Origin of the sequence: Mycobacterium sp. ENV421, from assembly GCF_002887815.1 — a bacterium.
Taxonomy (GTDB): domain Bacteria; phylum Actinomycetota; class Actinomycetes; order Mycobacteriales; family Mycobacteriaceae; genus Mycobacterium.
Genome location: NZ_PDHO01000004.1, coordinates 111,260 through 136,964, shown reverse-complemented (window position 1 = coordinate 136,964; position 25,705 = coordinate 111,260). Strand labels below are relative to the sequence as shown.

Here is a 25,705-nt window from a genome sequence, read left to right as displayed (position 1 = left end):
TCAGCCGACCGGCCCGGAGCCGAGAATGATGGGCGCGCTGCGCGGAGCGCCCTCCCGGTCGATCCAGCTCAACGTGATGGTGTCACCAGGGCGACGGGTGTCCATGAAGTTCGAGAGGTCGGTGGCCGTGTTGATCGCGATTCCGTCCGCGGCGGTGATGATGTCACCCGGCGCAAGCCCGGCTCCGCGAGCCGCGGTGTCCGGAAGTACCTGGCGCACAACGGCTCCGGGCGGAGCGCCGGGGCCGGGATCGGCTATTCCGACGCCGATGAACGCGGTGTCCCCGATATGGATACCGGGACCGCCGCCGGAGCGGATCGCCCCGGCGACGCCGAGCGCGCGGTCGATCGGGATGGCGAAGCCCTCGCCGCCACGGACGTTGCCCATCCGATAGGTCAGGGTGGCCGCGACGGTCACGCCGACTACCTGGCCGGCGGCGTTGACCAGCGGGCCACCTGAATCGCCGGGCCGGACATCGGCGGCCACCCGGATCAGATCGGTGAGTTCACGTGAGCCACCGCCGGATTCATCGGAGGCGCGAACCGACGCACCGAGCTGGGTGATGTTGCCCGGGGAGAAGCTCGGCGCGCCGCCGGCGCCGCCGGCATTGCCGATCGCGGCGATGGGGTCACCCACCGCCAGCCCCGACGAGGTGCCCACCGAGGCGATCGGCAGATCACCGGCACCGCGCAGCCGCACCAGCGCGATGTCGTTGGCGCGGTCGTAGCCGATGACATCGACGGGATAGGTGCGACCGTTGGCCAGGCTGGTCGCGGTGATGCCGGTGGCACCCTCGATGACGTGGTTGTTGGTCAGCACCTCGCCGCTGGGGTCGAGGACGATGCCGGTGCCGGCACCGACCGCGCTCTGGTAGTTCAGGGTCGTGTTGATGTCGACCAGACCGGGAGTGACCTGGCCCAGCACGGTGGACTGATCCAGCGGCGCAAGGGGAGCCGGCCCGAGGTGTGTCGGGGCGGCGTGGGCCGGCGCGGTGAGCAGGCCGGGCACCAGCAGAAGGGCGGCCAGCACTGTCGACAGCCGGCGCCCGTGACGAAATGGCTTTGCGTCCATGAGTCAACTTTGCCCGAAAAGCTACGTATATGACATCCGGGTGGCCTTTTGGCCGTTCGCGCCGTTGCTGAGCGCCGTGTCGCCGTTTGGTGGATCACATTTGTGGGCAGTCGGGTTCCAGCATCACGTCCCCCGGCATCGAACGCGAAGGAATCCGATCGTGAGCACTCCAGAACGCTCCGAAAGAACCGACGAACGGCAGCCGCACGGTGACAAGCCGGTGCCGGACGAAAACGCGAAGGCAAAAGCTAAAGAAATGATGACGGCTTACGAGGATCGTCCCACCGCAGTGTTGCCAGGATCGGACAATACCGTGACCGGCACCGCGGTCAACGACTGGCTTGACGAGGAAGGACAGCCCCTATACGGCAAAAACGAGGATACGGACGGATCCTCGTAACAGCGGACACCCAGCTCCCTGCCAGTTTGCTCAAGTGGGGAGCACCGGCGCGGTCGCGTAGGCTACCCGGGACACGTCACGAGGGGAGTGCGACTGGTCTCGCGGGGGTGGACCGGAGTGCAGACGCAAGGACAGGACATCAAGCTGTGAATACACCCGGGAAAACGCCGCACATGGAGCCGCACTTCGACGACGTGCAGCACCACTACGACCTGTCCGACGATTTCTATCGGCTGTTCCTGGACCGCACGCAGACCTACAGCTGTGCGTACTTCGAACGCGACGACATGTCCCTGGAAGAGGCGCAGACCGCGAAGATCGATTTGTCGCTGGGCAAGCTCGGGCTGCAGCCCGGCATGACGGTGCTCGACATCGGCTGCGGCTGGGGCGCGACGATGATGCGGGCTTTGGAGTCCTACGACGTCAACGTCGTAGGACTGACCCTGAGCAAGAATCAGGCGCTCCATGTCCAGCAGCTCTTCGACGAGTCCACCAGCCCCCGGTCCAAGCGAGTTCTGCTGGAGGGCTGGGAGCAATTCGACGAACCGGTCGACCGCATCGTGTCCATCGGCGCCTTCGAACACTTCGGCTATGACCGCTACGACGCCTTCTTCAAAATGGCGTATGACGCGCTGCCCACTGACGGCGTGATGCTGCTGCACTCCATCGTCTTGCCGAGCGATGAAGATTTCGCGGCGCGCGGTATGCCGATCACCATGCGGTACCTGAAGTTCTTCAAATTCATCATGGACGAGATCTTCCCCGGTGGCCGCCTGCCCAAGGTGACCGATGTTCAGGAGCACGCGATCCGCGCCGGTTTCATCGTCAACCGCGTCCATCCACTGCGGTTGCACTACGCCCGGACTCTGGAGATCTGGGCCGCGGCACTGGAAAAGAACGAGGAAGAAGCGGTAGCCCTGCAGTCCCGCGAGGTGTACGACCGGTACATGAAGTACCTGACCGGCTGCGCTGAGCTGTTCCGCGAGGGTTACACCGACATCTGCCAGTTCACCCTGGCCAAGGGCTGACGCTGCCGCCAGCCCCCGGCTTCACCCCCAGGGTGATCGGGCATCACCGCGACGCATCCCCCGGCGTGCGCCAGCATCACGATGTCGGCTGTGACGCTACGGGTCCGATCGGTCCACCGTCGCGGGCCGAAGGCCCACACCTCATAGGGCCATAGGTCCTTTGCTCAGTGTCACTATCGTGATGACATGCCTGCCGCGACCGCCCTTCGCTCTCGGCCCGCAGTGCTACTCATCGCCGCGGCGCTGTCAGTCAGTCTGATACTGGGTTTGAGTTTCGTTGCGCTGCACCACTTTCGAGATCTGCGTGGCGCGGCGGTCGATCCGGTGGCCCAGCCGCTGACCGACGCTCAGGCCAGGGCGCAGGTGCTCGAGCCTGCGCGCGAGATCGCCGGCACCGGCAAGCTCACGAACGTCAGCGCCAGCTATCTGCTCATGTCGTGCACGAACGCCGACGAGCCGCCGTACCAGGGTGCGATCTACCTCAACTTCAATGTGCCGGGGGTCGTGGAGACGCCGAAGTACTTCGATGCGATCGCGACGGCCATGCGGACCGCAGGCTGGGCCGAGGCGATGCCGCCGAATCGCCACCCCGGCGGGCGGACGTTCACCCGGGACGGGGTCACCGTCATCTACTTCCGCACCGACGACCGCAGCAACCGCGCCACGATGCAGATCTACGGGGAATGCCGGAACACCACCGATCACCGCCGGGATGCCACCGGATGGGCGGACGTCACCGCCGCGGTACGCCCCTGAACTGGGCGGATTTCAGGCATTCCCGCGCCGCCCACGCAGTCGGACTAGGGACTTTGGTCCCTGAATCCGAGGCCTTCAACCCGTACCTGGTACGGCGGGTCACACATAGAATCTGTGCATGACCTACGTGATCAGCAGTGCGTGTGTCGACGTCAAGCACAAGGCCTGCATGCAGGAATGCCCGGTCGACTGCATTTACGAGGGTGACCGGACCATGTACATCAATCCCGTCGAATGCGTGGAATGCGGCGCATGCCGGATCCTGTGCGAGGTCGACGCGATCTACTTCGAATCGGACCTGCCCGACGAGGAGAAGAAGTTCCTCGCCGACAACGCGGCCTTCTTCACCGAGGTCCTGCCGGGCCGCGACGCCCCGATCGGCAATCCGGGCGGGGCCTGCGAACTCGGCCCGGTCGGGGTGGACACCCCGCTGGTCGCCGCGCTGCCGGTACACCAGTCCTGACCGGCTCCGCACTCCTCGTCGACATCGTCGAGCCCACCGTTATCGCATCGTCGCCGTAGCGGGACCAAACAGCACTCATTCGCCGGTATACGCCGGGCGCGGGTAGGCTCCACGGAGATCGAAGACGACCACGCTGTCCCGGTTCGCTTCCGGCGCTTCCTTCGAAGTGCGCCCATCAGGCAATCGGTGCCTCTGCGCGTGCTCTGTGAGGCCGGCGAAGTCTGCACCGGAGAGGAGTGCTTGAAGTTGGAGACCGTCCTGGGACTGTCGATGACCCCGACCACCGTCGGCCTCGTCCTGGTCGAAGGCGACGGAGCCGAAGGCGCCACGAAGGGCCATGATGCCTTCGAGGTGCGCCGCGGCGGGTTCAGCCCCGTGACCACCTCGGAGTTCGTTGCCGAGGCACTGTCGCGCACACAGGCCATTGTGGGCGATCAACGCCTGCAGTCCATCGGGGTGACGTGGAGCGACGACGCCTCCGTCGAGGCCTCGCTGTTGCTCGACTCGCTGGCCGACTGCGGCTTCGCGAACGTGATCCCGATCCGCCTGCCCGAGGCCACCGAGGCGTTCGCACGGGGAATCGGCCACGTCATCGGTTCCGACGTCACCGCGGTCTGCGTCGTGGAGCCCGAAGCCATCGTCGCGTTGATCGTCGATGCGGACGAGGGCACCGTGCAGACCGCGGTCAGCTACGCCCTGGAAACCGACGAGGACCTGATCGACTGGTTGTCCCAGCTGCTGGGCGCCAGCGAATGGGAGCCCGACGGCCTGGTCCTGTTGGGCTCGGGCGACGGTTTGGAGCCGATCGCCCGCAGTCTCGAGCAGATGCTCGGCATCCCGGTCTTCGCCCCCGCCGAGGCCGAACTGGCGCTGGCTCGCGGTGCGGCCCTGGCCTCCGTGAACGGCATCGGCGTGCTCGACGACAACCTGTTCGACATCCCGGTGCCGCCGCCGGCCCGCCGCCGCGAATCGGTGGCGCTGCGCGGTGCGACGGCTCTGCTGGCCGGCGGTGTGGTGGCGTTCGTGGTGTCCGCGTCGGTGGCCGTCGGCCTCGAACTGCTGCCTGACTACGAGGCGCGCCCCGTGCACCGCGACGTGGTCAACACCGCCGAGACGCCCGCGCTCCGCCCGGTCACCGCGCCGGAGGCCCCGGAGTCCGCGCCTGAGGCGCCCGAGTCTGCGCCTGAGTCGCTCACGAGCGCCGACGACGGGTCACGCCCGGCTCAGGCGCCGCAACCCACCAGCGAGCCTGTCTTCGACAGCGCCCCGGTGGTCGCGATGACGATGAATGTGCCTGCACCGCCGCCCGAGGCGCCGCCCGCCGGGGTGGACGCCAACCCGGAGGCACTCCCACCGGTCGAACCCGCCGCGGCGCCGCCGGTCGTGGCCACCGTGCCACCGGTGAACCAGCCGAAGCAGACGTTGCGGCAGCGCATCTGGGAGCGCGTCCACGGGGGATAGCCGCCCGGCCTTCGCTGACGTGTGACCATTGCACGCGTTCCGTCGCCCTCGGGCGCAGTTTCGGCATGTCACCACATGTTTGGCCGGCGCCGCCGAGCGGAACATCTACACTTTCACTTTGCTGTTCGCCCACGTGAGGACTCCGAGCCATGGCCAAAGCAGTTCGACGCGCAATCGCCGTCGCAGGGATCGCGGTGCTGTCACTGGCGGCTTCGGTGCAAACCAGCACAGCTGCCGTCGCGCCCTCCATCGACGGCGCGACAGTGGCGTCCGTTCAGCCCACCAACGGGCAGATCGTCGGAGTGGCCATGCCGATCACCGTGACGTTCACCAAGCCGATCACCGACCGCTGGGCGGCTCAGCAGACGATCAGCGTGACCACACCGGCCTCGGTGGGGGGCCGGTTCGACTGGCTCGACGACAAGACGGTTCAGTTCGTGCCTGACCAGTACTGGCCTGCACACTCCGAGATCACGATGATGGCCGGCGGGATTCCGCGGACGTTCGGGACCGGGGCGATCGTGCTCGGCGTCGCCGACATCTCGGCGCACACGTTCACCGTCAGCATCGACGGCCAGGTGGCACGTCAGATGCCGGCCTCGATGGGCAAGCCCAAGCACCCGACCCCGGTGGGTAGCTTCAACGTGCTGGAGAAGCAGTCCACGGTCGTGATGGATTCCCGCACCATCGGCATTCCGCTGAACGACCCGGAGGGCTACAAGCTCACCGTGAGCGACGCCGTACGCGTCACCTGGGGCGGGGTGTACGTGCACTCCGCGCCGTGGTCGGTCGGTTCGCAGGGCTACGCGAATGTCAGCCACGGCTGCATCAACCTGAGCCCGGACAACGCCTCGTGGTATTTCAACCAGGTCCACGTCGGCGACCCGGTCGTCATCAACGCTTAACTGCCGCAGGGCTTTCCGCATCGATCGCGTGCAGGTTCCTGGCTGTCGGCGAGGTCGGTACCGAGGCCGCATCGGGATAGGTGCGCAGCACCCGGTCGGCGGTGCCCGGTGTGGTCACCCCGAACCAGTAGTGCTCGTTCTTGAAGTGGTGCAATCGGTGGTCGCGCCAGATCACCCGATAGGCAGCGGTTTTCGGCTTGTAATCGGTGTGCACCAGGTAGTGGCACCATTCGTAGAGCAGCCCGCAGGTCAGTATCACCACCAGGAACGTCAGTCCCATCCCGGTGCGGGGGAACAGCCACAGCGCGATCGCCACCGCGGAGACCACGGCGCCGATGGCCGACGGCAGCGGGATGAACACCAGGTCCACGTCGCGCGGGGCGATGTGATGCTCGCGGTGCTTGCGGGCAAGCAGCGGGTCGAGAGTGAACCGACCGATGCGGCGTGGCCGCCAGTGCAGGACGAAGACGTGAATCGTCCACTCCAGGAACGGGAATGCCGCGGCGATCGCGAACGGAACCACCGCATCGCCGAGCCGCCAGTCGCCGACCGCGACGCGGGCGATCACGGCCCCGGTCAGCGCCACGAGGAACAACCACGGGGTGGGATGCCGCCAGAATTCACGGCCCGCATCGGCCAGGGTGAGACTGCGGCGGGCGTTGGTCGGTGCAGTCACTGTTGTTCCTCCAGTGCGGTCAGGGCGGTCACCAGAGCGGCGGTGGCCGGTTCCAGCAGTTCGCGGGCGGCAGTGGCCGCCTCCTCCGGTCGGCCCGCCGCGATGGTGCGGGCGACGGTGCGGTAGGCCTGCGTCTGCCCGACCTCGGCGGCCATCAGGGTGGCCAGCGCGGGCAGTGCCGGCACGTAAGCGGCCCGTAACGTGTTGAACATCAACCGAAATGCGATGGAGTCGGCGCCGTCGACGATGTGATCCCAGAACGCCAGCGCGTGTCGCTGTTGCTCGAGTGGGTCGTCGGCGGATTCGAGCGCGACGATCGATTGTTCGAGCAGCTCGGCCAGCCCGTCCGGGTGGCGCCGCGCGGCCAGTTCGGCCACCTTGGGCCCGTTGTGCAGGCGGGCCTCGAGGATGCTGCGCGCCACCGATACGTCGAGTTGCCCACCGCGAAGCAGCAATTGGGGGAGCAGGTCGAGACCGGCGTGCCTGCGGAAGTCGCGGACCGTGGTCGCGTCACCCTGGCGGACCTCGACGAGGCCCGCGGCGGCGACCCGCTTGAGCGCCTCGCGCACGGCGGGCCGGGATACTCCGAGCACCTCGGCCAGCCGGCGCTCGCTGGGAAGCGGTTCGCCCGGTTGCATCTCGCCGCTGAGGACGTCGGCGAGGATCTGCTCGAAGACATCCTCGGGTACGGAACGCCGGCTCACCGGCTGCAGTGCCATGCCGCCAGCATGCCCGGCTAGCGGCCAGAGGTCAAGTGGTCAGACCAGTGCCCCGGGACCGCCCAAACCGACGAGCGGCAGGAGAAGTGCGGGTGGAGCCCCGCACAACGTCGATTTCGGCGCTACTTCGGGTGGCGCGCGGTGAACGTGAGTGCCACCTCGTCGGCCACCTTCAGCGTCCCCATGAACAGCGAGTACGGCTTGACCCCGAATTCGGTCTGAACCACCGGCAGCTCGGTGGACATCACCCACATCCCGTCGTGCTCCTCGACGGCCAGATCGACCGATTGCGGGTGCGTCGTGCCGTGGATCGTGACGCTGCCGTCCAGGTGGTAGCCGCCCGCAGTCGTGCCAATGTTCTCGGCGTCGAAGGTGATCTGCGGAAATTTCTTGGCGTCCAGCGACTTCAGCGCGTTCGAGCGAACGACACCCTTCTCCGGTCCGGTCAGCGGTGTCACGCCACCCTCACCCCTGACGACCTGCAACGAGTCGACATCGACGACCAGTCGGGCTGTGACCGGGGCGTCCCCGCGCCACTGGACCTGCGCCTGCCAGGACGCGAAGGTGATGGTCAGGCGATGCCCCATCTTGGCGGCAGGCCCCCCGACTCCGGTGAATATCTGCAGTTCACCCTCGGCGGCGGTCAGTGTCCAGCAGGTATCCGTCACGCCTCGACTGTATCGGCCTGTGTCACAAGCTACTTGCTTGCGCCGGCCCCGGTGTAGTCGACCTGCCAGTGCTTGATGCCGTTGAGCCAGCCGGACCGCAGCCGCTCCGGCTTCGACAACGGCGTCAGATCCGGCATGTGGTCGGCGATCGCGTTGAACATCAGATCGATCGTCATCCTGGCCAGGTTGGCCCCGAGGCAGTAGTGCGCGCCGGTACCGCCGAAGCCGACATGCGGATTGGGGTCGCGAAGGATGTTGAACGTGAACGGATCGTCGAAGACTTCTTCGTCGAAATTGGCCGAGCGGTAGGACATCACCACCCGCTGACCCTTCTTGATCTGCACACCCGAGAGCTCGACGTCGTCCAGAGCTGTGCGCTGGAACGACGTGACCGGGGTCGCCCATCGGACGATCTCGTCGACCGCCGTCACGGGACGCTGCGCCTTGTACAGCTCCCACTGGTCCGGGAAATCGGCGAACGCCGTCATGCCGTGGGTGATCGAGTTGCGGGTGGTCTCGTTGCCCGCCACGGCCAGCAGAATCACGAAGAACCCGAACTCGTCGTCGGAGAGCTTGTGCCCGTCGACGTCGGCCTGCACCAGCTTGGTCACCAGATCGTCGCCGGGGTTGGCCGTCCGGTCGGCTGCCATCTGCATCCCGTACATGATCAGCTCGCCGGCGGCGCCCTGCGGGTCGTTGCGATGGAACTCGGGGTCTGCTTCACCGACCATCTGGTTGGACCAGTCGAAGAGCTTCTTGCGTTCGTCCTGCGGTACGCCCATGAGGTCGGCGATGGCCTGCAGTGGCAGCTCGCAGGAGACCTGTTCGACGAAGTCGCCCGAACCCTGCGCGGCAGCGGCTTTGGCGATCGCCTGGGCGCGTTCGTGCAGGTTCGCCCGCAACGTCTCGACGGCCCGCGGGGTGAATGCGCGGGAGACGATCTGGCGCAGATGGGTGTGCCGCGGCGCGTCCATGTTCAGCAGGATGAACTGGCCGGTGTCCTTGTGCGACACGGCCGCGTTGTCCGGATAGCGCGGCAGGGCGGTGTTCTCCAGGCTGGAGAACACGTCGCTGCGCCGGGAGATCTCTTTGACGTCCTTGTGCTTGCTGACGACCCAGTAGCCGTCGTCGTCGAAACCGCCGACACCTCGTGGCTGTTCGTTCCACCAGATCGGTGCGACGCGGCGCAGCTCAGCGAGTTCTTCGACGGGTAACCGCTCGTTGTTCAGGTCGGGGTCGGTGAAGTCGAAGCCGGGGGGCAGGTTCGGACTGGGCATAAAAAGCGCACCTCCATACGACGTGATCTAGTGCCCGGTGATCCATGCCTACACCACGCACGGAGGCCTCGGGTGCGGGTTGAGGAAACTCGCAACTAGAACGTGTTCTATCACTGGGTCGATGTCGGTCGCAGCGCCTCGGCGGTGGCCTGGTCGGCAGGCAGGAAAGCCTCGAGGCTCAGCTCCGCAGCGGTCAGGTCGAGCGCCGTTCCGAATGTCGTCACCATCGAGAGGAACGTCAGCGGCAGCCCGTCGAGACGGTCGACCTCCAGCGGGACCGCGACGCCGCCGAGATCGGTCGACGCGTCCTCGCCGCCCGGGTAGGACTCGAGCTCTGCCAGCAGGCCGGCGGAGCGTCCGGCGCCGGCCTCGCGGCGCAATCGGCTGAGCAGGTGATGCCGCCACTGCGACAGATTGCGGATGCGCGGCGCCAGTCCGTCGGGATGCAGTGCGATGCGCAGGGCGTTCGGGGTTTCCAGGAGATGCGGTGCGACCCCGTCCAGAAGCACCGCGGTTCCCGAATTGATCTGCAGCACATCCCAATTGCGGTTCACCGCCAGACAGGGGTAGGGGTCGTAGGCGGCGAGCACCCGGTCGACTCCGGCGCGGACGGCCGCCATCGCGGGATCGTCGAAGCCCCGCTCGGCATACGCCGGCGCCAGCCCGGCGGCCAGCAGCAGGTGATTCTGCTCGCGGGCCGGGACGGCCAGGGCGTCCGCCAACCTGAGCACCATGGCGCGACTCGGCGTGGAGCGTCCACTCTCGACAAAGCTGACGTGCCGGGCCGAGACGTCGGCTTCCAGGGCCAGATCGAGTTGACTGAGTCGGCGCCGGCGCCGCCAGTCGCGCAACAGGTCCCCGAACGCTGTGCTGCCCATTCCGCCAGCATCTCCCAGTCGTCGGGGCTACGCCATTACCTCGCAGGTAATTGCGCCGCCTACCTCGGTGCGGGAGCGTGAAGCGCATGACACGGCACAGTGATCCGCATCCGGTTCCGCGCTGGCTTGGTTTCGTGCTCAGGTCCGATCGTGCCGGCTCGGCATGGTTCGTCGGCGCCGGCTTCTTCTTCGCCCCGCTGCTCACCCTGGTGTCACGCTGGCCCGCGCTGACCGTCGCGATCTGGACCGCGGTCGGTCTGTTCGGGCTCTGGCTCGGACTGCTCGGCGTGGCGATGGCCACCGGCCTCGCGCTGATGCTGCGCGCGAATACCGAAATACCCGAAGACTATTGGCGCTCGATCGTGAACTACTGATCGAGGATGACGGCGTTCTCCGGGCAGGCGCCGGCGGCCTCACGGGCGCTGTCTTCGAGCCCGGCGGGCACCTCGTCGACGATCGCCTCGGCATACCCGTCGTCGGTCATCGCGAACACCTCCGGACAGACGGTGGTGCACACGCCATGGCCCCGGCAGCGCCCGTCGTCGATGTGGGCTTTCATACGAGATCAAACTCCAGATGCAGTTCGGTGAGCCCACGCAGGATGTAGGTGGGCACATAGGAATACCGCCGTGCATCGGCGGGTCCGTGGTGTTCTTCACTGATACGGATGTCGGTGGTGCGATCCAGCAGACGCGTCAGCGCCACCCGCGCCTCGGCCCGGGCCAGCGGAGCGCCCGGGCAGGTGTGGATTCCTCGCCCGAATGCGATGTGCTGCCGGGCATTTGACCGAGATGGGTCGAAGGTGTTCGGGTCGGTGAAGCGGCGCGGGTCGCGATTGGCCGCGGCCTGGACCACCATCAGTGTGGAGCCCGACGGGACATCCACCCCACCGAGGGTGACCGGTTCCTTGGAGAGCCGGAAGTCGCCCTTGACCGGGCTCTCGAAGCGCAGCGCTTCTTCGATGAAGTTGCTGATCGTGGAACGGTCCGCCCGCAGCTGCGCCTGGAATTCCGGGTTGTCGCCGAGGATCTGCAGGGCGGCGCTGAGCAGCCGGACAGTGGTCTCCTGGCCTGCCGAGTAGAGGTTGGCCGCCACCCGGGCCACGTCGCCGGGATCGGGCACCGAGCCGTCCGGGAAGGTGGCCGCGGCCATCTCGGACAGCACGTCGCCGCGAGGGTTGGCGCGCCGGTCTTCGATATAGGCGCTGAACTTGTCGTAGAGATACTCCAAGGGGGACTTGGCCAGGCTCTCGCCCTTGACGCTGCCGATGCCGCCGCCGTGGTGCGCGCCGCTGGCCATTTCCCTGACGAACTCGTCGCGGTCGACGTCGGGGACGCCCAGCAGGTCGGCGATGATCATCAGCGTGAACGGCTGGGCGAAGCCGGCAATCAGCTCACCGCCGCTGCCGACCAGGTAGTCGTCGAGCGCGCGGTCGACCATCGCTCCCATCGCCTCTTCGTTCTCCTTGAGGCGCTTGGGTGTGATCAGCCGCATCAGCAGGGCGCGGTGATCGGTGTGCACGGGCGGATCGAGCGCGGGCAACTGGTCGTAGAAGGGCAGTTCGTCGCGGTGCCGGGCGATGAGTTCCGGGACGTCGTCACGCCCCTCGACGGGAACCGGGAAGCCGGGGAAGGGGCCGGTCACCGCGATGCAGGACGAGAAACGGTCAGCGTCGCCGGCGACTTCGGTGGCTTCTTCCCATCCGGTGACCATCCACACGCCGTGGTGCGGCTCCTTCGAGACCGGGCAACGTGCTTGCAGCGCCTCCAGATACGGATACGGATCAGCGACCAGACCGCGATCCGTGAAGAAGTTGACGGCGTCTACGTCGGTCACTGAGGAATCCCTTCACGTCACGGTATGGCCTATACGATCGGCGAGGAGGATGCTAGCCGATCGTATGGTAGTTTACTAGCCGATCGTAAAGTTGCATTGCGAAGGGAGTCGACGATGAGCGCAGTCGCCGCAGCCACCCCCGACTCCACGGCCGCCCCCGATACCCGGCAGCGGCTGATCGATGCGGCCATCGCGCTGTTCATTCGGCACAGCTTCGCCGGGACCTCGCTGCAGATGATCGCCGACGAGCTCGGCTTCACCAAAGCCGCGATCTACCACCACTTTCGGACCCGCGAGCAGTTGCTCACCGCGATCCTCGAGCCGATCATCGACAAGCTGTCCGCGGTGGTCGACGACGCGGAGAAGCAACGCGGCGTGCAGGCCCGGGCCGAACGCATGCTCAACGGCTACGCCCGCCTGGCGGTGCAGAACCCGATGCTGGTCTCGGTCCTGGCGTCTGACCCGAGCGTGCACACCGTGCTGAAAGCCAACCGCGACTGGACGCACATGATCTCGCGCCAGATGGCGCTGCTCGCCGATGTCCACCCCGGCCCCGGCGGGTATCTGCGGGCGCAGTTCGTCTTCGCCGGAATCGCCGGATCGGCCGATCCGAAACGTGCAGCCGACGACGAGTGGCTGCACGCCCAGCTCGTCGAGGCGGGCCGGCGTGCACTCGGCTTGCGTGCGCCGCGCCGAACATCCTGATTTTCCAGCATCTTTCGTTCATCAGGCGGTCAGCCCGCCGGAAAGGGGAAACCTATGTCCACCTCGAAAACGGCGGTGGTGACCGGTGGCGGTTCGGGAATCGGTGCGGCAGTGGCGGACCGGTTGCGCGCCGACGGTCACACCGTGGCGATCATCGACCTCAATCCCTCCGAGGCCGAACACTCCTACGTCGCGGACGTCACCGACCGCGCGCAGATCGATGCTGCGCTCGCCGAGATCCACTCCACCCTCGGGCCGGTCACGATCCTGGTGAACGCCGCAGGCAAGGACAGCTTCCGGCGCTTCCTCGACCTGTCCTTCGAGCAGTGGCAGAACATCATCGACATCAACCTGCACGGTGTCTTCCACACCATCCAGGCCGTCCTGCCGGACATGGTCGAGGCCGGCTGGGGCCGCATCGTCAACATCTCCTCGTCGAGCACCCACTCTGGTGTGCCCTATATGTCGGCCTACGTCGCGGCGAAGTCCGGCGTCAACGGTCTGACGAAAAGCCTTGCGCTGGAGTATGGTCCGGCCGGCATCACGGTCAACGCGGTGCCGCCCGGCTTCATCGACACCCCGATGCTGCGCAAGGCCGAAGCCCGCGGAAACATGGGTGACATCCAGGCCACCATCGACGCCACCCCGGTGCGCCGGATGGGCAAACCGGAAGACATCGCCGCGGCATGCGCGTTCTTGATCTCCGAAGAAGCCGGCTACATCACCGGACAGATCCTCGGCGTCAACGGCGGACGCAACACCTGAGCGTCAGCCGGCGGGCTTCGTCGTCGTCGGGGTCACCGATGTCGTCACCGTGACGGTGGTGGTGCTGACCGTCGTCGTCGCGCTCGCCGAACTGCTCGCGGTGCCCGAGGTGCCGGTCGGCGAGAAGCTGGCCTCCTTGAACTCGATCCACGAGTCCTTGTAGATGACATCGTCACCCGAGGACACCAGGATCTGGGTGGGCGAAACGGCATACGTGACACCGTCATTGACCGCGACCAGCGTCCCGTCGGAGCTACGCGTGATCGGTAGGTGCAGGGGAGCGTTGTCCGACAGGCGAACGCCGCGGTACTCCAGTCCGCCGTCGGCGTTCACGCAGATCACCACCAGAGATTTCGACGTGCGGCCGTAGGCCATCAGAGTCTGGTTCTCGTCGCACCGTGCGCCGGTGTCGACATAGCCCCGGGAGTCGGCCGTGAACGACGCCGCAGCGCTCGAGGTTGTCGCGGCCGATGGTGAGGTCGTCGCCGTCGTGCTGGCCGTCGTCGACAGCGTCGTCGGTGCGGCCTGGGCGACGGGCAGCGTGTCAGACGAGCCGGACGCCGCGGTCACCGCGACCGCCAGTCCGACCGCCGTCAGTGCTCCGCCGACTCCCAGCCAGGGCAACCAGCGCGACGGCGGGGTGGTGTGAGGTTCGTGAGCTGACATGGCCTAAGCGAACCACCTCGGAGGGCGTTTTCCGCGCTGTGCAGCGGCGTTTCTCCGGACCAATCGCAGGAGATGCCCGTCACGCCGGTCAGCTCGCCGGTTCGGCCGGGGTCGACTCGTGGGTCAGCACCGCCCACAACAAGCCGGCCGCCTGGCGGGCCTGGTCGGTGGGCACGATCGGCGAACCGGCCGCGGGCTGCTCGGCCGGTGCACCGCTGATGTGCTCCACCAGGGCCACCGCCAGTGAGCGCAGCTTCACGTTCGATTCATGGCTGGCCCGGCGCAGAGTCGCCCACGCGGTGTCGGCGTCGCACATCAACCGCCCCATGATTGCGCCTTTGGCCTGCTCGATGGCTCCGCGCGACTGCAATACCGCGAGCATGTCGGCGGTGGCCGTCTCGTCCTCGGCACCGGCCGCCACCATGGCCGCGGAGACCAGCTGCTCGTAGCCGATCAGGGTGGTCACCGTGGTGGCCGTCGACGGCCGGTCCAGCGCGCAGGACAACACGACCGTGCTGTCGGCTTTCCACACCCCGGGCACCGACACCGCACCACGAACCTCACGCCAGGCCGCGCCGTGCTCGGGCACCCGGCCGTCCATGGCCTGCAGGCTCAGCTCCGGCCAGCGCTCGTCGGCCCACAAATCCAGGCTCAGCACCGGCATCTGGTGGACGAAGGCGTCGATCACCGGACCGCCCAGCCCGGCCAGCTGCGCCTCGACGATCTCGCCGCCGTAGCCGCGGGCGGCCAGGACCGTCACCTCGTCCTCGTCGAGGCGCCGATCGTGCACGGTGATCGCCAACCCGACCGCATGGGGCAGGTCGAGATGAACGCGTTCGAGAATCCGGTCGAACAATTCCTGCTGGGACAGGTCGCGCCGGTGGAACTCGGGGACGGGCATGGTGTGCGACTCACTCCTTGGTGATGACGGTGGCCACCCGGTCGAGGCCGGAGATGCCGAGCAACGTCTTGATCGGGCCTTCGGCCGCGATGATCATCGTGAGCTCGGCCGTGGCGGCCACGGCAAACAGTGCACGCACCGCCGCGCTGTCGCAATAGGTGACGTCCGACAGGTCGACGGTCAACGCGGCAGATCCGGTGGCGGCCTTGGCCACCACGTCCTGGAACTGCCCGACATTGGCCAGGTCGATCTCACCGGCGGCAACCACCTGTGGCGACTCCAGATCGGAACCCACCGCGACCCGGAACTGGGCCTCTGCCATCAGCGCAACTCCTTGAGCGTTTCGACGCCTGTTCCGACGCACGAACCGTAACTGCCGTTACTCGGCGATTGTTGCTGATGGTTCGAACAGCTGGTGCCGGAAACCGCAAGCCGCCACCGGTCGACAGCGTCACAGGATCGGACCGTCAGCACGATTCTTGGCCCGAGCAGGACATCTCGACCGGCGGCAGCAACCGATCTGGCGCCGCGCGCTTCACCCACTGGTTTCTCCCGTCGCCATCTTTACCCCCGACGACGTAATCGCCCGGCAGCTTAGCAAGCTTCGGTGCGTGCCGAGCAGTCGGCGAGAGCAAAGTCTGCTACCGGTGCGCTGCCACCGGGACTCACGCGCCTTTCCGAGTTCACCGCAGACACACCCGCAACAGCAGTTAGGCTCACGCGAGAGGGTTGCCGGGGGGCAAGGGGCCCTGCGGGAAGAGACCTAGAGGGTGGATAGATGCTCCGCGAATTCGTCATCGCAGCAGCCGTCGCTGCAGCGGCGCTGGCCGTGGCACCGAATGCCGCCGCCGATGAACCCCACGGGCCGTTCCCGGGCGATCCGCCGGGCATGAGCTACGAGGCCTACCTGAGCGCGCCGTGCTACCAGTGGGACCGGTTCGCGTTCGGCCGCGGCCCCGGTGGCGAGCCGTTGCTCTGCCGCTGGATCCCCGGCCAGTCGCCGATCGGCATGGACCGCCCACCGGAGGGGGTGGGCTTCTGGGTGCTCTCACCCAAGATCTACGGCGTGCAGGCCGTCGGATCGCCGTGCCCGGGCTCGCAGGCCGCGGCCCAGTCGCCCGACGGCCTGCCCATGCTCTGCCTGGGAGCTCAGGGCTGGCAGCCCGGTTCGATGCATTCCGGCGATTGGGGCAACGGGAACGACTTCTACCCGGCCAGCTAGCCGGCGAGAACGCAATCAGGGCGAGAATTCACGAAGATTCTCGCCCTGATTGCGTTGTGAATGCGGTCAGACGGACGCCGCTTCGTTCAGCTCGTCGAGACGGGTGGTGGCCTCCAGGTACTCCTGCACCCAGCGCTCGATCACCGTGGCGGTCTTCTCGACCTTGGTGAACTGGCCGACGACCTGTCCGATCGGGTTGAACGCGACGTTGACGCTCTCATTGGGGTACTTGTGCGTCGCGGCAACGGCCATGCCGGAAACCATGTACTGCAACGGCATTCCGAGTGGCTTGGGGTTGCCGTCCTTCTCCCACGCCTCGGTCCAGTCGTTGCGCAGCATGCGGGCGGGCTTGCCGGTGAACGAGCGGCTGCGCACGGTGTCGCGGCTCTCGGCCTTCGCATACGCGGCGTGCTGCACCTCGGTGTGCTCGGACTCCTCGACCATCACCCACTGCGAACCGGTCCACGCGCCCTGGGCGCCCAGCGCCAGCGCCGCGGCGATCTGCTGGCCGCTGCCGATACCGCCGGCGGCCAGCACCGGCACCGGTGCCACCGCCTTGACGACCTGCGGCCACAGCACGATCGAGCCGATCTCACCGCAGTGTCCGCCGGCCTCGCCGCCCTGGGCGATGATGATGTCCACGCCGGCCTCGGCGTGCTTCTTCGCCTGCGACGGCGACCCGCACAGCGCGGCGACCTTGCGGCCCTCGGCGTGGATGTGCTTGATCATTTCGGCCGGCGGGGTGCCGAGCGCGTTGGCGATCAGCGTGCACTTCGGATGCTTGAGCGCCACCTCGACCTGCGGCGTCGCGGTCGCCTCGGTCCACCCCAGCAGCCCCATGGCGTCGTCGTCGCTGTTCTCGACGGGAACACCGTGGTCGGCGAGAACCTTCTTGGCGAAGTCGATGTGCTCCTGCGGCACAAGGTCGTTCAGCGTCTTCTTCAGAACCTCGGGGGACAGGTCCGTCGAGTCCATGCCTTCGTACTTGTTGGGGATCACGATGTCGACGCCGTAGTGGTGGTCGCCGATGTTCTCATCGATCCACTTGAGCTCGATCTCGAGCTGTTCGGGGGAGAACCCGACGGCGCCGAGCACACCGAAGCCGCCGGCCTTGCTGACGGCCACGACCACGTCGCGGCAGTGGGTGAACGCGAAGATCGGATATTCGATATCGAGGTCGTCGCAGAGGGGAGTGCGCATGGACCGGCTCCTTCAAGCGTGGGGCGTAGACAGACTGAAACGTGTTCTAGTTTAGTACGCGCCGGACGTGCGAGTTGCAGGTATCCACCATCGATGCGCGAACGAATGCCTATCGGCGCAATCACCCCAGCGAGAGCCCCTGACGACGGCTCGTGGCGGAGTACCGTTGGCAGTGTCGGCTCACAGTCGGCGAGAGGGTGCAGCCATGGTTGTCTCATCACTTCGATTGCGGCGCGTGGCGCTGCTCGGAATCGCCACCGCCCTGACCGCGGCGCTCGCGCCCGTGGGCGTGGCCTCCGCGAACTCAGGTCCCGATTGCACCAACGGCGTCGTGCCGCTCAACCCGTATGTGGTGAACTGCGGTCTGCCGGCCCGGGGCAATCACACCATCGGCGCGGCGCCCGACGCCGGCGCGATCATTGCCTGCCGGCACAGCCCGATCTGCTTGTCGTACTACGTGAATTACCCGGGCACGCTGATCGTTCCGGGCTATCGGCCCTAGGTCTCGATGCCGCTGCGGCTAGCTCGTCGAGCCGGCTCCTCGTCGGCTAGCTCGTCGAGCCGACTCCTCGACGGCCGACCAGCAGCGAGCCGCCCGCGACCAGCAGGCCGATCACGGCCAGCGGAATCGACCACGTCCGCCGCGAGGACACCGACGATTGGCACTGCGCCACGAAGTCGGTGTGCGGGACGAGCTGATTCAGGATCGGGACATTGGCGATGACGTTCTTGTCGTTGGCGGCGCGTGCCGCCGACAGATCTTCCGAGATGGCGTTGCCGCAGCCGATGCTGCCGCCGTTGCCGTCCGGGGTCGACACCGGTACCAGCATCGCGATGACCCCGGCGATCAGCAGCACCGCACCTACCAGAAGAACCACGCGGCGCACCGACATGTCCGTCTCCTTACGCATCCGTCGAATCGGTGCGGGGTCTACCCCGGTGGCCACCCGGCCAAACGCGCCGCGGCGCGCACCTGTCAGGGCTTGGCGAACAACTCCACCTCTGAGATCAATGGCAGGTTGAGCGTGGTGCGGATACCCGGCGGCGCCGCGATCACCGCGGGAATCGCGTTGACGATGCGGCCTGCGGCGCCGGCGATCGCGGCCTGGTTGTGGTCGCCGTAACTGCTGCTCGGGACGATGTCCACCGCGTACGACGGCTCACCGGTGATTTCGATGCGGTACGAGCCGCCGCCAGCTGCGGGCTGTGGCAGATCCGGACGCAGATCGGGGCGCAACCGGGTGATGTGCTCGATGACGATCGCGGGGTGGCCGTTGACCATTCCGCGGATCTCGAACTGCAGGACGGCCAGGGTGCCCTTGGCGACATGACCGACCGCGATGTCGAAATCCTCTGGCGCGGGTTCGCGTTGGTACGACTCGGTGATCTCGTCGACCTCGATGCCCAGGCCGGCGGCCAGCTGCCGGATCGCCGTGCCCCAGGCGATGCTGAGCACTCCGGGCTGCAGCAGCATCGGGATCTCGTCCATGTAGCGGGCAAAACCCATGTAGTGCATGACTTCTGCGCCGTCGTAGGACGCGTAGTCGTGGATCTCCATGCATCGCACCTGCTCGATGCGCTGACAGGTGCTGGCCAGCGCGAGCGGGATCAGATCGTTGACGAAGCCCGGGTCGACACCGCTGATGAACAGGCTTGAATTGCCTTGTCGGGCCGCGTCTTCCACTCTCTGGATGTACTTGTCGGGCATCACGCCCCAGGGGTACTGCAGCAACCCGGGCGATGATCCGACGACGTTGATGCCTGCGGCGAGGATCTTGCGGACGTCCTCCATGGCTTCGGGCATCCGGGTGTCGCCCATCGCGCAGTACACGGCGCACTCGGGTTCGGACGCCAGCACTGCGTCGAGATCTTTGGTGGCCAGGATTCCGGTCTTCACATCGAGGCCGGCCAGTTCGCCCGCGTCCTTGCCCACCTTCTCGTCTGCGGACACGCACAGCCCGGTGAGCTCGAAGCCCGGGTTCTCGATGAGTTCGGACAGGGCGATCCGACCGACGTTTCCGGTGCCGATGTGGGCAACGCGGATGGCCATAAGTTCTCCTCATGCTGGGGTCTGCGGTGCGTTCAGTATGCGCATTCGGCGCCGAAACTGGAACAGGTTCTACCTCGCGGCGAGAGCTACCGGTAGCCTGTCGGCTCATGGGACGCGTAGACGACAAAGTAGCCATCATCACTGGTGGCGCACAGGGGATGGGCGCCGCTGACGCGCGGATGCTGGTCGCCGAAGGCGCCAAGGTCGTGATCGGGGACATCCTCGACGACAAGGGCAAGGAACTCGCCGACGAACTCGGCGACGCCGCCCGCTACGTGCACCTCGACGTCACCGAAGCCGATCAGTGGAAGGCCGCGGTCGAGCTCGCGGTTGCGGATTTCGGCAAGGTCAACGTGCTGGTGAACAACGCGGGCATCGTCCAGGTCGCGCCGCTGAAGTCGCTCGATGTGGAGCGATGGAAGAAGGTCCTCGACGTCAACCTGACCGGCGCGCTGCTGGGTATCCAAGCCGTCCTGCCGTCGATGAAGGAGTCCGGTGGCGGCTCGATCATCAACGTGTCGTCCATCGAGGGCATGCGTGGCGCCGCGTGGGTGCACAGCTATGTGGCGTCCAAGTGGGGCCTGCGCGGCCTGACGAAATCCGCTGCGCTGGAACTGGCGTCGGACAACATCCGGGTCAACTCGGTGCACCCGGGCTTCATCCGCACCCCGATGACCAAGCACCTTCCCGAGGACATGGTCAGCGCCCCGCTGGGCCGTCCGGGCCAGCCCGAGGAAGTGGCCACCTTCATCGTCTTCCTCGCCAGTGACGAGTCGTCGTTCTCCACGGGTTCGGAATTTGTCGTCGACGGCGGTCTGATCACCGACGTCCCGCACCGCGCGATGCCCTAGTCTCTGGCGTTGCGGCGGGTCCGCATCGCCAGGGAGCCGAACGCCGCGCCGAGGGCGGCCCGCCCCAGCGCGGGGAAGTGGCCGATCGCATCGGCCGCCCCGCTGCGGCGACCGGGGATCGACAGCCGGAGCACCGGCCAGTCACTCGCCGCGGCCTTCGCGGCCAGCCCCGGCCGCGGATTGACCGGACGGGGATGGCCGACCAGCCGCATCAGGGCAGCGTCCTCGTCGCCGTCGGCGTAGAAGTAGCTGCCGGCCAGGTCGACCTCGTTGGCTTCGCAAAACCGTTGCACCGCAGCGGCTTTCTGGCGTCCCCAGACGACCGGCTTGGCGATGTTCCCGGTCAGGCGGCCGGCGTCGTCCAGCTCGAAGGTGTTGCAGATGACGTCGTCGATCCCCAGCGCGCGTGCCACCGGCTCCGCATGGATGGTCAGCGCTGACGAGCTGAGCACGACGGTGTGCCCGCGTTCCTGATGCGCAGCGACGATCTCGCGCATCAGCGGGTACACCCGCGCCGCCACCTGCTCGGTGTAGAGCCGTTCGCCGATCGCGTCGAGTTCGGCCAGTGACTCGCCGCGCAGATACCCCGCTGCGCGCACCAGCAACCGCTCGAACTGCATGCGGCCCAGCTTGTAGCGCAGCGAAGCCTCGATCACGCCGAGCACCTCGCCGATCCGGGCCTGTCCGCGGCGGACCCGGTCGCTGGCGTGCGCGGTCGCGGTGAAACCGGCGACCAGGGTGCCGTCCAGGTCGAAGAACGCGCCGACGGCCGGACCCGGTGGGCTCCCGGCGATCTGCGCGAGCGGATCCGCTGACAGTGTCACCACACCATCATGCCGATCCGGGAATGCCGCGGTCCGTACGGTGTTGCACGCCACATGAAGCTCAACGATGCGGCGCGCGCTCTGATCGGCTCCGGCGCCGACGCCACGCTGGTCACCCTGAATCCGGACGGCAGCCCCCAGGTGTCGCTGGTGTGGGTGGCGGTGCAGTCCGGTGAGGACGGCGACGAGCTGGTGACAGCTCACCTGTCCGAGCACAAGAAGGTCCGCAACGTGCGCCGTGACGGCCGGGTGGCGCTCACCATCGTCTCGACCGAGCCGGGCGCCGTCATGCGGCCGTATCTGTCGGTCACCGGCACCGCGCGCATCGTGGAAGGCGGCGCGCCCGAGGTCCTGCGGGATCTCGCCGCGGTGATGGTCACCGACGACAACGTGATGTTCCCGCCTGACGACGCCCCACCGGGATACCTGACCCGGATCCGGATCGACACCGTCGGCGGCATCGGTCCCTGGGCGAGCTAACCGTCCTGGCGGGTCCTGGCCGCTGCTTCGAGCTCCTCTTCCCAGGCGCCCTCATCGCGTCCGAGGGCGATCGTGGCCGCGGCCATGGCGCCGACGGCGATAGCCAGCACGACCGCGACCGGCTTGGTGACCGCGAGGTGCTCGCCCAACACCACCTCCCCGATCAGCACGGCGATCACCGGTTCGAGCACCAGCATCGCCGGGACCGAGGCGCGAAGCGACCCGGCGTGGAAGGCCGACTGCTGCAGCAGAGTGGCCACCACTCCGACGACGATCACCACGTACAGCACCGGTGAGGTGAACAGCCGCCCCATGTCGCCCTCGCGCACGGCGTGCATCACGAGCTTCGTCAGCACAGCCACCACGCCGAACAGCACACCGACACCGACCGCCAGCAGGATCGCCCGCCGCCAGTCCGACAGTCGCAGCGCCACCAGCAGACAGCCGGCCACGAACAGCAGGCTGATCCCGGCCACCACCACGGCAGGCAACGTCGCGCCGTCGTAGTCGCCGGGCTTGGTCCGGGCCAACGACACGAACACCCCCAACGCGAGCGTGAGCAGCATGGCCCAACCCCACTCGCCGCGGGTTACCCGGCGGTGCGCCAGCCGCGCACTCATCGGTAGCGCGAACAGCAACGCGGACACCATGAGCGGGGCGACCAGCAGCAGCGAGCCGTAGGCCAGTGCGATCGCCTGGAACGCATACCCCGTCACCGCCGACGCGGTGCCGGCCCACCACAGCCGGCGGCGCAACAGCGTCGACAACATCACGGTGCTGACACCTTGATCGCGCGGGACGTCCATGGTGGCCCGCTGACGGACCACGATGCCGATGGCCGCGAACACCGCACCGGCAAGGGCGGCTGCCACGACGAGCGCGTGCTGCAGCAATATCCATTCCTTCACTGGTTGTCCGGCGGCGCATCACCGAATCTAGGGCACGCGCGAGTAGGCCGACGTCAGCGACGTCGCGAGTGTCAGCGAACCTGCACGACCACCGGTGTGCTGTTGTACCCGGTGACCCTGACCCACGCCGGGGCGGGTCCCGACCCGGGAACCCGGCCCTTGATCTGGACGGTCTCGCCCGGGAACACCGTCACGTAGTTGTCGTCGTACTGGATGGGCAGGATCTCGTCGGCGAGCGGACCGGAGAGCAGTTCGGCGCGTTCGAAGAACGCGATCTGCGGGGTCGGGTTGTGCAGGCTGATGGTGACGTCACGGCCGGCGTCGTCGCCGCCGGTGGCACTGACCTCCAGCGGCACCTTCGGCATCGTGTTCAACGCGGTCATGTCGGCCCAGCTCACCTGGTTGGAGTTGAACGCCGCATCGTTGGCCGGCGGACCGACGTCGTCGGCCTGCCGGGACTGCCAGTAGACATTGTTGGCGACGACGTTGCCGTCGGCGTCGAGCAACTCGCAGCGGACGAAGAACACCGGGGAGCAGGCCGGCCCGGGCGGCAGCGTCATCGCCTGCACCGCGCCGCCCGGGTCGACGGCGATGCCGTCGGCGGCCCGATCGTCACGCAGCGCGCCGTTGAGGCTGTAGATGCGGACCCGGACGCGCAGGTTCTCGTGGGTGTCCGGGGTCTGGTTGACGACGGTCACCTTGGCCTGGCGGTGGTTACCGGTGGCGTAGGAGTCGAACACCACCGACAGCGGCTGCAGGCCCTTCTTGGCGCCGTAGTATGCGCCGCCGGGGCGCAGGTAGTAGTCGAAGATGTTGCCGAAGAACGACGGCCAGTGGCTGTTGAGCATCCAGTAGATCGTCATCTTGTGCCCGTCCCAGCCGTTGGCCGCGAACGATTCGAACTGCGCGCGGGTCGCCTCGTAGTGGGCCAGCTGAGCCTTGTCGGCGAACATCCGCGCGTTGGTGGACGGCCCGTAGCGGCGGTTGATGACACGCTGGACGTTGGCCAGCCGCGAGTTCTGCGGATCCGACCCGGCGTGGAAGAACCAGGTGTCGTTGATCGGCCAGAGCTTGTCGGGCGGGATGAACTTCTGCAGGCTCGCGAACGGTGGGATGTGCTCGTTGTCGCCCTGTTCGGCCGACGAGCCGCGGGCCGCGCCGTACTGGCCGGCGAACCAGTACGACGGCGGACGCCAGGTGTAGGGCCCGGCCATCTGGATGCCGTCCCACAGCTGCTTGCCGTCGGCGTCCCGGTTCAGCGACGACACCGTGTCGACGGTGGCGTTCTGCCAATGCAGATCGGACAGGATCTGGTGGTACTCGGTCAGCACGTCGGCGGGCGGGCGGCCGTCGCTGCCGTTGGCCCACACGAACACCGAGGCGTGCGACCGCAGCATCTCGATCTGCGAGCGCATGCTGTCCTGCGAGACGCGACGATCCTCGTCGTCCCACTGCTGCCACTTCTCCCACTGGTTGCAGCACATCCAGCCGTACATCAGCGGGATGCCGAGTTCGTCGGCCTGCTCGACGAAGCGCTGTGACGAGATCTTGGACTCCAGCCGCAGCATGTTCAGGCCGAGGTCTTTGACGTAGCCCAGGATCGCGGCGTCGCGCGCCGGGTCGTACTTGTAGAGCAGGTCGGGCGTGTAGGTGGCGCCCCGGACCAGGAAGTTCTTGCCGTTCACTTGAAGGTAGAAGTTGCCGCCGGTACCCAGCTCGGCGAACGAGTCGTCGGAGTCGCGGCCCTGGGTGATGGTGCGGATACCGAACTTCTGGGTGGCCTCCTCGGTCGCCTGACCGTTCTGCACGAACTCCAGCTTCAGGTCGTAGAGATCGGGCCGGCCCATCGTGTACGGCCACCACAGGTCCGGGTGCTCGACGGTCAGCGCGGCGAACTTCTCAGGGCTCAGCGTGATCTCCCGCTCCTCGCCTGGCATCAGCGTGACCGGCTCGTCGACGTGCAGGGGCGCCTTGCCGTCGCGGGTGATCGTGGCGCGCAGAATGCCGCGGACCTTCTCGGTCGAATAGTTCTTCAGCGGGGCGTACACCGTCAGCCGGGCACTGTCGGTGTCCGGTAGCGGGAGTTGGGTGTTGACCGTGGCGTCGCCGATCGACACCTGCCCGGATGTCTTGAGGTACACCGGTTTCCAGATGCCGGCATTCCGGTCGGGTACAAACGAGTTGCCGTTGGCCGGGTTCTTGTCCGGGCCCTGATAGCCCAGGTAGCGCCAGTTGATCCAGTCGTACCAGCTGTCCGCGAGCTCGACGCCGTTGACGTCCTGAATGGCTCGTTCCGGGGTGACCTTGACGGCGAGGGTGTTCGGCTGGCCCTGCCTGATCCACCGCGTCACGTCGAGTTCGTGGTCGTTGTACATGCCGACGACGTGCCTGTTGTCGGCGACGCGGCGGCCGTTGAGCCACACCTCGGCGCGGTAGTTGATGCCGGGGAAGTCCAGCACGTAGGTGGGGTAGTCGGCCGGCGCGTTGAACGTCGTGCGATACCACCAGTCCTGCTCGTAGAGGTCTTGCGGCACGTTCTGGAGCAGGTTCTTGCCGTAGTACAGATTCGGGTAGACGCCGTCGTCCTGGAGGGTCTCCAGGACGGTGGCCGGCATCCGGCGCACCGGGTGCCAGGCGGCGGCGTCGTATGTAGTGGCCGAGATGGCGGCGCCGTCAGCGCCCACGCCCTGCGCCGAGGTGAGGCGCCAGCCGTCGGACAGCTCGATGTCCTGGGCGGGTCGCGGCTGCGGGCCGTTGAACACGCGCAGGTCACCGGCGCACAGCAGCAGGAGCAGCAGGACGGAGAGCGTGCCGAGGGTCTTGGCCACCGTCCCCAAACTCCTCAACTCGAGATCCGCGACAGGACACCCCCGCGCAACCGTTCATCAGCCGCGCGTTCATCTTGGCAGAGCAGTGGAGCAAACGCCGTATCTGGTTCGTGTGCAACAGCGCACGCCCGACCCCCGGTCGAGGTTAGTCGCCGGAGTTCGGCGCA

31 protein-coding genes are annotated in these 25,705 nt (G+C 67.2%); 14 read left to right on the top strand and 17 right to left on the bottom strand.

All coding sequences use genetic code 11. The features are described 5' to 3' along the window. Positions 1–1,071: a S1C family serine protease gene (locus CRM90_RS06970; protein WP_102806268.1), complete on the bottom strand. Its 1,071-nt coding sequence runs from the start codon at positions 1,069–1,071 to the stop codon at positions 1–3. Between the two features lie 160 nt (positions 1,072–1,231). Between CRM90_RS06970 and CRM90_RS06965 the strand changes: the two genes are divergently transcribed. The 6 genes from CRM90_RS06965 to CRM90_RS06940 all read left to right on the top strand — a co-directional run bounded on the left by CRM90_RS06965 (position 1,232) and on the right by CRM90_RS06940 (position 6,084). Further along, on the top strand, positions 1,232–1,471 hold the full coding sequence (locus tag CRM90_RS06965; RefSeq protein ID WP_102806267.1) for a hypothetical protein: 240 nt from the start codon (positions 1,232–1,234) through the stop codon (positions 1,469–1,471). 173 nt (positions 1,472–1,644) lie between these two features. Continuing rightward, entirely contained in the window at positions 1,645–2,499 is an 855-nt protein-coding gene (locus tag CRM90_RS06960) for a cyclopropane mycolic acid synthase family methyltransferase (RefSeq protein ID WP_102806266.1), read from the top strand. A 186-nt stretch (positions 2,500–2,685) separates the two neighbouring features. Further along, entirely contained in the window at positions 2,686–3,255 is a 570-nt protein-coding gene (locus CRM90_RS06955; RefSeq protein WP_142391336.1) for a lipoprotein LppJ family protein, read from the top strand. 118 nt (positions 3,256–3,373) lie between these two features. After that, the gene (gene fdxA, locus CRM90_RS06950) at positions 3,374–3,718 is read left to right on the top strand and encodes a ferredoxin (protein ID WP_102806264.1); all 345 of its coding nucleotides are present in this window, start codon (positions 3,374–3,376) and stop codon (positions 3,716–3,718) included. Positions 3,719–3,958: 240 nt separating this feature from the next. Then, complete coding sequence (locus CRM90_RS06945; RefSeq protein ID WP_142391335.1) at positions 3,959–5,179, top strand: DUF7159 family protein; 1,221 nt, start codon at positions 3,959–3,961, stop codon at positions 5,177–5,179. A 149-nt stretch (positions 5,180–5,328) separates the two neighbouring features. Then, a complete protein-coding gene (locus CRM90_RS06940) occupies positions 5,329–6,084 on the top strand; it encodes a L,D-transpeptidase (protein WP_102806262.1) in 756 nt (251 codons plus the stop codon). Here CRM90_RS06940 and CRM90_RS06935 read toward each other — a convergent pair. The 5 genes from CRM90_RS06935 to CRM90_RS06915 form a co-directional block, all read right to left on the bottom strand. Continuing rightward, positions 6,074–6,760, bottom strand: a complete 687-nt coding sequence (locus CRM90_RS06935; protein WP_102806261.1) for a sterol desaturase family protein — start codon at positions 6,758–6,760, stop codon at positions 6,074–6,076. The two genes, CRM90_RS06940 and CRM90_RS06935, sit on opposite strands and share 11 nt — an antisense overlap. Then, a complete protein-coding gene (locus tag CRM90_RS06930; RefSeq protein WP_102806260.1) occupies positions 6,757–7,479 on the bottom strand; it encodes a FadR/GntR family transcriptional regulator in 723 nt (240 codons plus the stop codon). Before CRM90_RS06930 ends, CRM90_RS06935 begins: the two co-directional genes overlap by 4 nt. A 122-nt stretch (positions 7,480–7,601) precedes the next feature. Further along, the gene (locus tag CRM90_RS06925) at positions 7,602–8,147 is read right to left on the bottom strand and encodes a YceI family protein (protein WP_102806259.1); all 546 of its coding nucleotides are present in this window, start codon (positions 8,145–8,147) and stop codon (positions 7,602–7,604) included. Between the two features lie 29 nt (positions 8,148–8,176). Further along, on the bottom strand, positions 8,177–9,424 hold the full coding sequence (locus CRM90_RS06920; protein WP_102806258.1) for a cytochrome P450: 1,248 nt from the start codon (positions 9,422–9,424) through the stop codon (positions 8,177–8,179). Between the two features lie 110 nt (positions 9,425–9,534). Further along, positions 9,535–10,302, bottom strand: coding sequence for an MmyB family transcriptional regulator (locus CRM90_RS06915; RefSeq protein WP_102806257.1), 768 nt, complete (start codon positions 10,300–10,302; stop codon positions 9,535–9,537). Between the two features lie 86 nt (positions 10,303–10,388). Between CRM90_RS06915 and CRM90_RS06910 the strand changes: the two genes are divergently transcribed. Next, positions 10,389–10,676: a hypothetical protein gene (locus tag CRM90_RS06910; RefSeq protein ID WP_102806256.1), complete on the top strand. Its 288-nt coding sequence runs from the start codon at positions 10,389–10,391 to the stop codon at positions 10,674–10,676. On the opposite strand, the gene CRM90_RS06905 is transcribed toward CRM90_RS06910, so the two are convergent. Together CRM90_RS06905 and CRM90_RS06900 are read right to left on the bottom strand one after the other, a co-directional pair. Then, on the bottom strand, positions 10,670–10,861 hold the full coding sequence (locus CRM90_RS06905; RefSeq protein ID WP_102806255.1) for a ferredoxin: 192 nt from the start codon (positions 10,859–10,861) through the stop codon (positions 10,670–10,672). The genes CRM90_RS06910 and CRM90_RS06905 overlap by 7 nt on opposite strands. Beyond that, complete coding sequence (locus tag CRM90_RS06900; RefSeq protein ID WP_102806254.1) at positions 10,858–12,138, bottom strand: cytochrome P450; 1,281 nt, start codon at positions 12,136–12,138, stop codon at positions 10,858–10,860. Before CRM90_RS06900 ends, CRM90_RS06905 begins: the two co-directional genes overlap by 4 nt. 114 nt (positions 12,139–12,252) lie before the next feature. Here CRM90_RS06900 and CRM90_RS06895 point away from each other — a divergent pair, with 114 nt between their 5' ends. After that, positions 12,253–12,843, top strand: a complete 591-nt coding sequence (locus tag CRM90_RS06895) for a TetR/AcrR family transcriptional regulator (protein WP_102806253.1) — start codon at positions 12,253–12,255, stop codon at positions 12,841–12,843. Positions 12,844–12,897: 54 nt separating this feature from the next. Continuing rightward, a complete protein-coding gene (locus tag CRM90_RS06890) occupies positions 12,898–13,608 on the top strand; it encodes an SDR family NAD(P)-dependent oxidoreductase (RefSeq protein WP_102806252.1) in 711 nt (236 codons plus the stop codon). A 3-nt stretch (positions 13,609–13,611) separates the two neighbouring features. On the opposite strand, the gene CRM90_RS06885 is transcribed toward CRM90_RS06890, so the two are convergent. Next, on the bottom strand, positions 13,612–13,983 hold the full coding sequence (locus CRM90_RS06885) for a hypothetical protein (protein ID WP_102806251.1): 372 nt from the start codon (positions 13,981–13,983) through the stop codon (positions 13,612–13,614). Between the two features lie 58 nt (positions 13,984–14,041). Between CRM90_RS06885 and CRM90_RS06880 the strand changes: the two genes are divergently transcribed. Continuing rightward, the gene (locus tag CRM90_RS06880; protein WP_102806250.1) at positions 14,042–14,257 is read left to right on the top strand and encodes a hypothetical protein; all 216 of its coding nucleotides are present in this window, start codon (positions 14,042–14,044) and stop codon (positions 14,255–14,257) included. Between the two features lie 105 nt (positions 14,258–14,362). On the opposite strand, the gene CRM90_RS06875 is transcribed toward CRM90_RS06880, so the two are convergent. Then, entirely contained in the window at positions 14,363–15,175 is an 813-nt protein-coding gene (locus tag CRM90_RS06875) for an ANTAR domain-containing protein (RefSeq protein ID WP_102806249.1), read from the bottom strand. Positions 15,176–15,185: 10 nt separating this feature from the next. After that, positions 15,186–15,497 (bottom strand): STAS domain-containing protein, encoded by a 312-nt coding sequence (locus CRM90_RS06870; protein ID WP_051660254.1) that lies wholly within the window; start codon positions 15,495–15,497, stop codon positions 15,186–15,188. A 456-nt stretch (positions 15,498–15,953) separates the two neighbouring features. Here CRM90_RS06870 and CRM90_RS06865 point away from each other — a divergent pair, with 456 nt between their 5' ends. After that, positions 15,954–16,397, top strand: coding sequence for a hypothetical protein (locus CRM90_RS06865; protein WP_102806248.1), 444 nt, complete (start codon positions 15,954–15,956; stop codon positions 16,395–16,397). A gap of 66 nt (positions 16,398–16,463) precedes the next feature. Here the strand turns inward: CRM90_RS06865 and CRM90_RS06860 are convergent, their stop codons facing one another. Further along, complete coding sequence (locus CRM90_RS06860; RefSeq protein ID WP_102806247.1) at positions 16,464–17,597, bottom strand: nitronate monooxygenase; 1,134 nt, start codon at positions 17,595–17,597, stop codon at positions 16,464–16,466. Positions 17,598–17,802: 205 nt separating this feature from the next. Between CRM90_RS06860 and CRM90_RS06855 the strand changes: the two genes are divergently transcribed. Continuing rightward, positions 17,803–18,099: a hypothetical protein gene (locus tag CRM90_RS06855; RefSeq protein ID WP_199189808.1), complete on the top strand. Its 297-nt coding sequence runs from the start codon at positions 17,803–17,805 to the stop codon at positions 18,097–18,099. A gap of 46 nt (positions 18,100–18,145) precedes the next feature. Here CRM90_RS06855 and CRM90_RS06850 read toward each other — a convergent pair whose 3' ends face one another. After that, positions 18,146–18,490 carry an aminopeptidase gene (locus CRM90_RS06850; protein WP_102806246.1) on the bottom strand — a complete coding sequence of 115 codons (345 nt, stop codon included), beginning with the start codon at positions 18,488–18,490 and terminating at the stop codon, positions 18,146–18,148. 83 nt (positions 18,491–18,573) lie between these two features. Then, complete coding sequence (locus tag CRM90_RS06845) at positions 18,574–19,647, bottom strand: NAD(P)H-dependent amine dehydrogenase family protein (protein ID WP_102806245.1); 1,074 nt, start codon at positions 19,645–19,647, stop codon at positions 18,574–18,576. 107 nt (positions 19,648–19,754) lie between these two features. Between CRM90_RS06845 and CRM90_RS06840 the strand changes: the two genes are divergently transcribed. Then, on the top strand, positions 19,755–20,498 hold the full coding sequence (locus CRM90_RS06840; protein WP_102806244.1) for a glucose 1-dehydrogenase: 744 nt from the start codon (positions 19,755–19,757) through the stop codon (positions 20,496–20,498). Here the strand turns inward: CRM90_RS06840 and CRM90_RS06835 are convergent. Next, positions 20,495–21,325 (bottom strand): HAD family hydrolase, encoded by an 831-nt coding sequence (locus CRM90_RS06835; RefSeq protein ID WP_102806480.1) that lies wholly within the window; start codon positions 21,323–21,325, stop codon positions 20,495–20,497. The two genes, CRM90_RS06840 and CRM90_RS06835, sit on opposite strands and share 4 nt — an antisense overlap. A 51-nt stretch (positions 21,326–21,376) precedes the next feature. On the opposite strand from CRM90_RS06835, the gene CRM90_RS06830 reads away from it, so the two are divergent. Next, positions 21,377–21,802: a TIGR03618 family F420-dependent PPOX class oxidoreductase gene (locus tag CRM90_RS06830; RefSeq protein ID WP_102806243.1), complete on the top strand. Its 426-nt coding sequence runs from the start codon at positions 21,377–21,379 to the stop codon at positions 21,800–21,802. Here the strand turns inward: CRM90_RS06830 and CRM90_RS06825 are convergent. Together CRM90_RS06825 and CRM90_RS06820 are read right to left on the bottom strand one after the other, a co-directional pair. Continuing rightward, complete coding sequence (locus tag CRM90_RS06825) at positions 21,799–22,695, bottom strand: DMT family transporter (RefSeq protein ID WP_102806479.1); 897 nt, start codon at positions 22,693–22,695, stop codon at positions 21,799–21,801. The genes CRM90_RS06830 and CRM90_RS06825 overlap by 4 nt on opposite strands. A gap of 86 nt (positions 22,696–22,781) precedes the next feature. Next, on the bottom strand, positions 22,782–25,538 hold the full coding sequence (locus tag CRM90_RS06820; protein WP_233209201.1) for a glycoside hydrolase family 2 protein: 2,757 nt from the start codon (positions 25,536–25,538) through the stop codon (positions 22,782–22,784). Between the last annotated feature and the right edge of the window lie 167 nt (positions 25,539–25,705).

Excerpts from the sequence above, each read along its gene's own strand:
- CRM90_RS06970 (WP_102806268.1), bottom strand. The coding sequence starts at position 1,071 with ATGGACGCAAAGCCATTTCGTCACGGGCGCCGGCTGTCGACAGTGCTG.
- CRM90_RS06940 (WP_102806262.1), top strand. The coding sequence starts at position 5,329 with ATGGCCAAAGCAGTTCGACGCGCAATCGCCGTCGCAGGGATCGCGGTG.
- CRM90_RS06830 (WP_102806243.1), top strand. The coding sequence starts at position 21,377 with ATGAAGCTCAACGATGCGGCGCGCGCTCTGATCGGCTCCGGCGCCGAC.
- CRM90_RS06910 (WP_102806256.1), top strand. The coding sequence starts at position 10,389 with ATGACACGGCACAGTGATCCGCATCCGGTTCCGCGCTGGCTTGGTTTC.
- CRM90_RS06890 (WP_102806252.1), top strand. The coding sequence starts at position 12,898 with ATGTCCACCTCGAAAACGGCGGTGGTGACCGGTGGCGGTTCGGGAATC.
- CRM90_RS06860 (WP_102806247.1), bottom strand. The coding sequence starts at position 17,597 with ATGCGCACTCCCCTCTGCGACGACCTCGATATCGAATATCCGATCTTC.
- CRM90_RS06915 (WP_102806257.1), bottom strand. The coding sequence starts at position 10,302 with ATGGGCAGCACAGCGTTCGGGGACCTGTTGCGCGACTGGCGGCGCCGG.
- CRM90_RS06905 (WP_102806255.1), bottom strand. The coding sequence starts at position 10,861 with ATGAAAGCCCACATCGACGACGGGCGCTGCCGGGGCCATGGCGTGTGC.
- CRM90_RS06930 (WP_102806260.1), bottom strand. The coding sequence starts at position 7,479 with ATGGCACTGCAGCCGGTGAGCCGGCGTTCCGTACCCGAGGATGTCTTC.
- CRM90_RS06920 (WP_102806258.1), bottom strand. The coding sequence starts at position 9,424 with ATGCCCAGTCCGAACCTGCCCCCCGGCTTCGACTTCACCGACCCCGAC.
- CRM90_RS06845 (WP_102806245.1), bottom strand. The coding sequence starts at position 19,647 with ATGGCCATCCGCGTTGCCCACATCGGCACCGGAAACGTCGGTCGGATC.
- fdxA (WP_102806264.1), top strand. The coding sequence starts at position 3,374 with ATGACCTACGTGATCAGCAGTGCGTGTGTCGACGTCAAGCACAAGGCC.
- CRM90_RS06885 (WP_102806251.1), bottom strand. The coding sequence starts at position 13,983 with ATGGCCTACGGCCGCACGTCGAAATCTCTGGTGGTGATCTGCGTGAAC.
- CRM90_RS06955 (WP_142391336.1), top strand. The coding sequence starts at position 2,686 with ATGCCTGCCGCGACCGCCCTTCGCTCTCGGCCCGCAGTGCTACTCATC.
- CRM90_RS06895 (WP_102806253.1), top strand. The coding sequence starts at position 12,253 with ATGAGCGCAGTCGCCGCAGCCACCCCCGACTCCACGGCCGCCCCCGAT.
- CRM90_RS06865 (WP_102806248.1), top strand. The coding sequence starts at position 15,954 with ATGCTCCGCGAATTCGTCATCGCAGCAGCCGTCGCTGCAGCGGCGCTG.
- CRM90_RS06855 (WP_199189808.1), top strand. The coding sequence starts at position 17,803 with ATGGTTGTCTCATCACTTCGATTGCGGCGCGTGGCGCTGCTCGGAATC.
- CRM90_RS06960 (WP_102806266.1), top strand. The coding sequence starts at position 1,645 with ATGGAGCCGCACTTCGACGACGTGCAGCACCACTACGACCTGTCCGAC.
- CRM90_RS06850 (WP_102806246.1), bottom strand. The coding sequence starts at position 18,490 with ATGTCGGTGCGCCGCGTGGTTCTTCTGGTAGGTGCGGTGCTGCTGATC.
- CRM90_RS06875 (WP_102806249.1), bottom strand. The coding sequence starts at position 15,175 with ATGCCCGTCCCCGAGTTCCACCGGCGCGACCTGTCCCAGCAGGAATTG.
- CRM90_RS06840 (WP_102806244.1), top strand. The coding sequence starts at position 19,755 with ATGGGACGCGTAGACGACAAAGTAGCCATCATCACTGGTGGCGCACAG.
- CRM90_RS06870 (WP_051660254.1), bottom strand. The coding sequence starts at position 15,497 with ATGGCAGAGGCCCAGTTCCGGGTCGCGGTGGGTTCCGATCTGGAGTCG.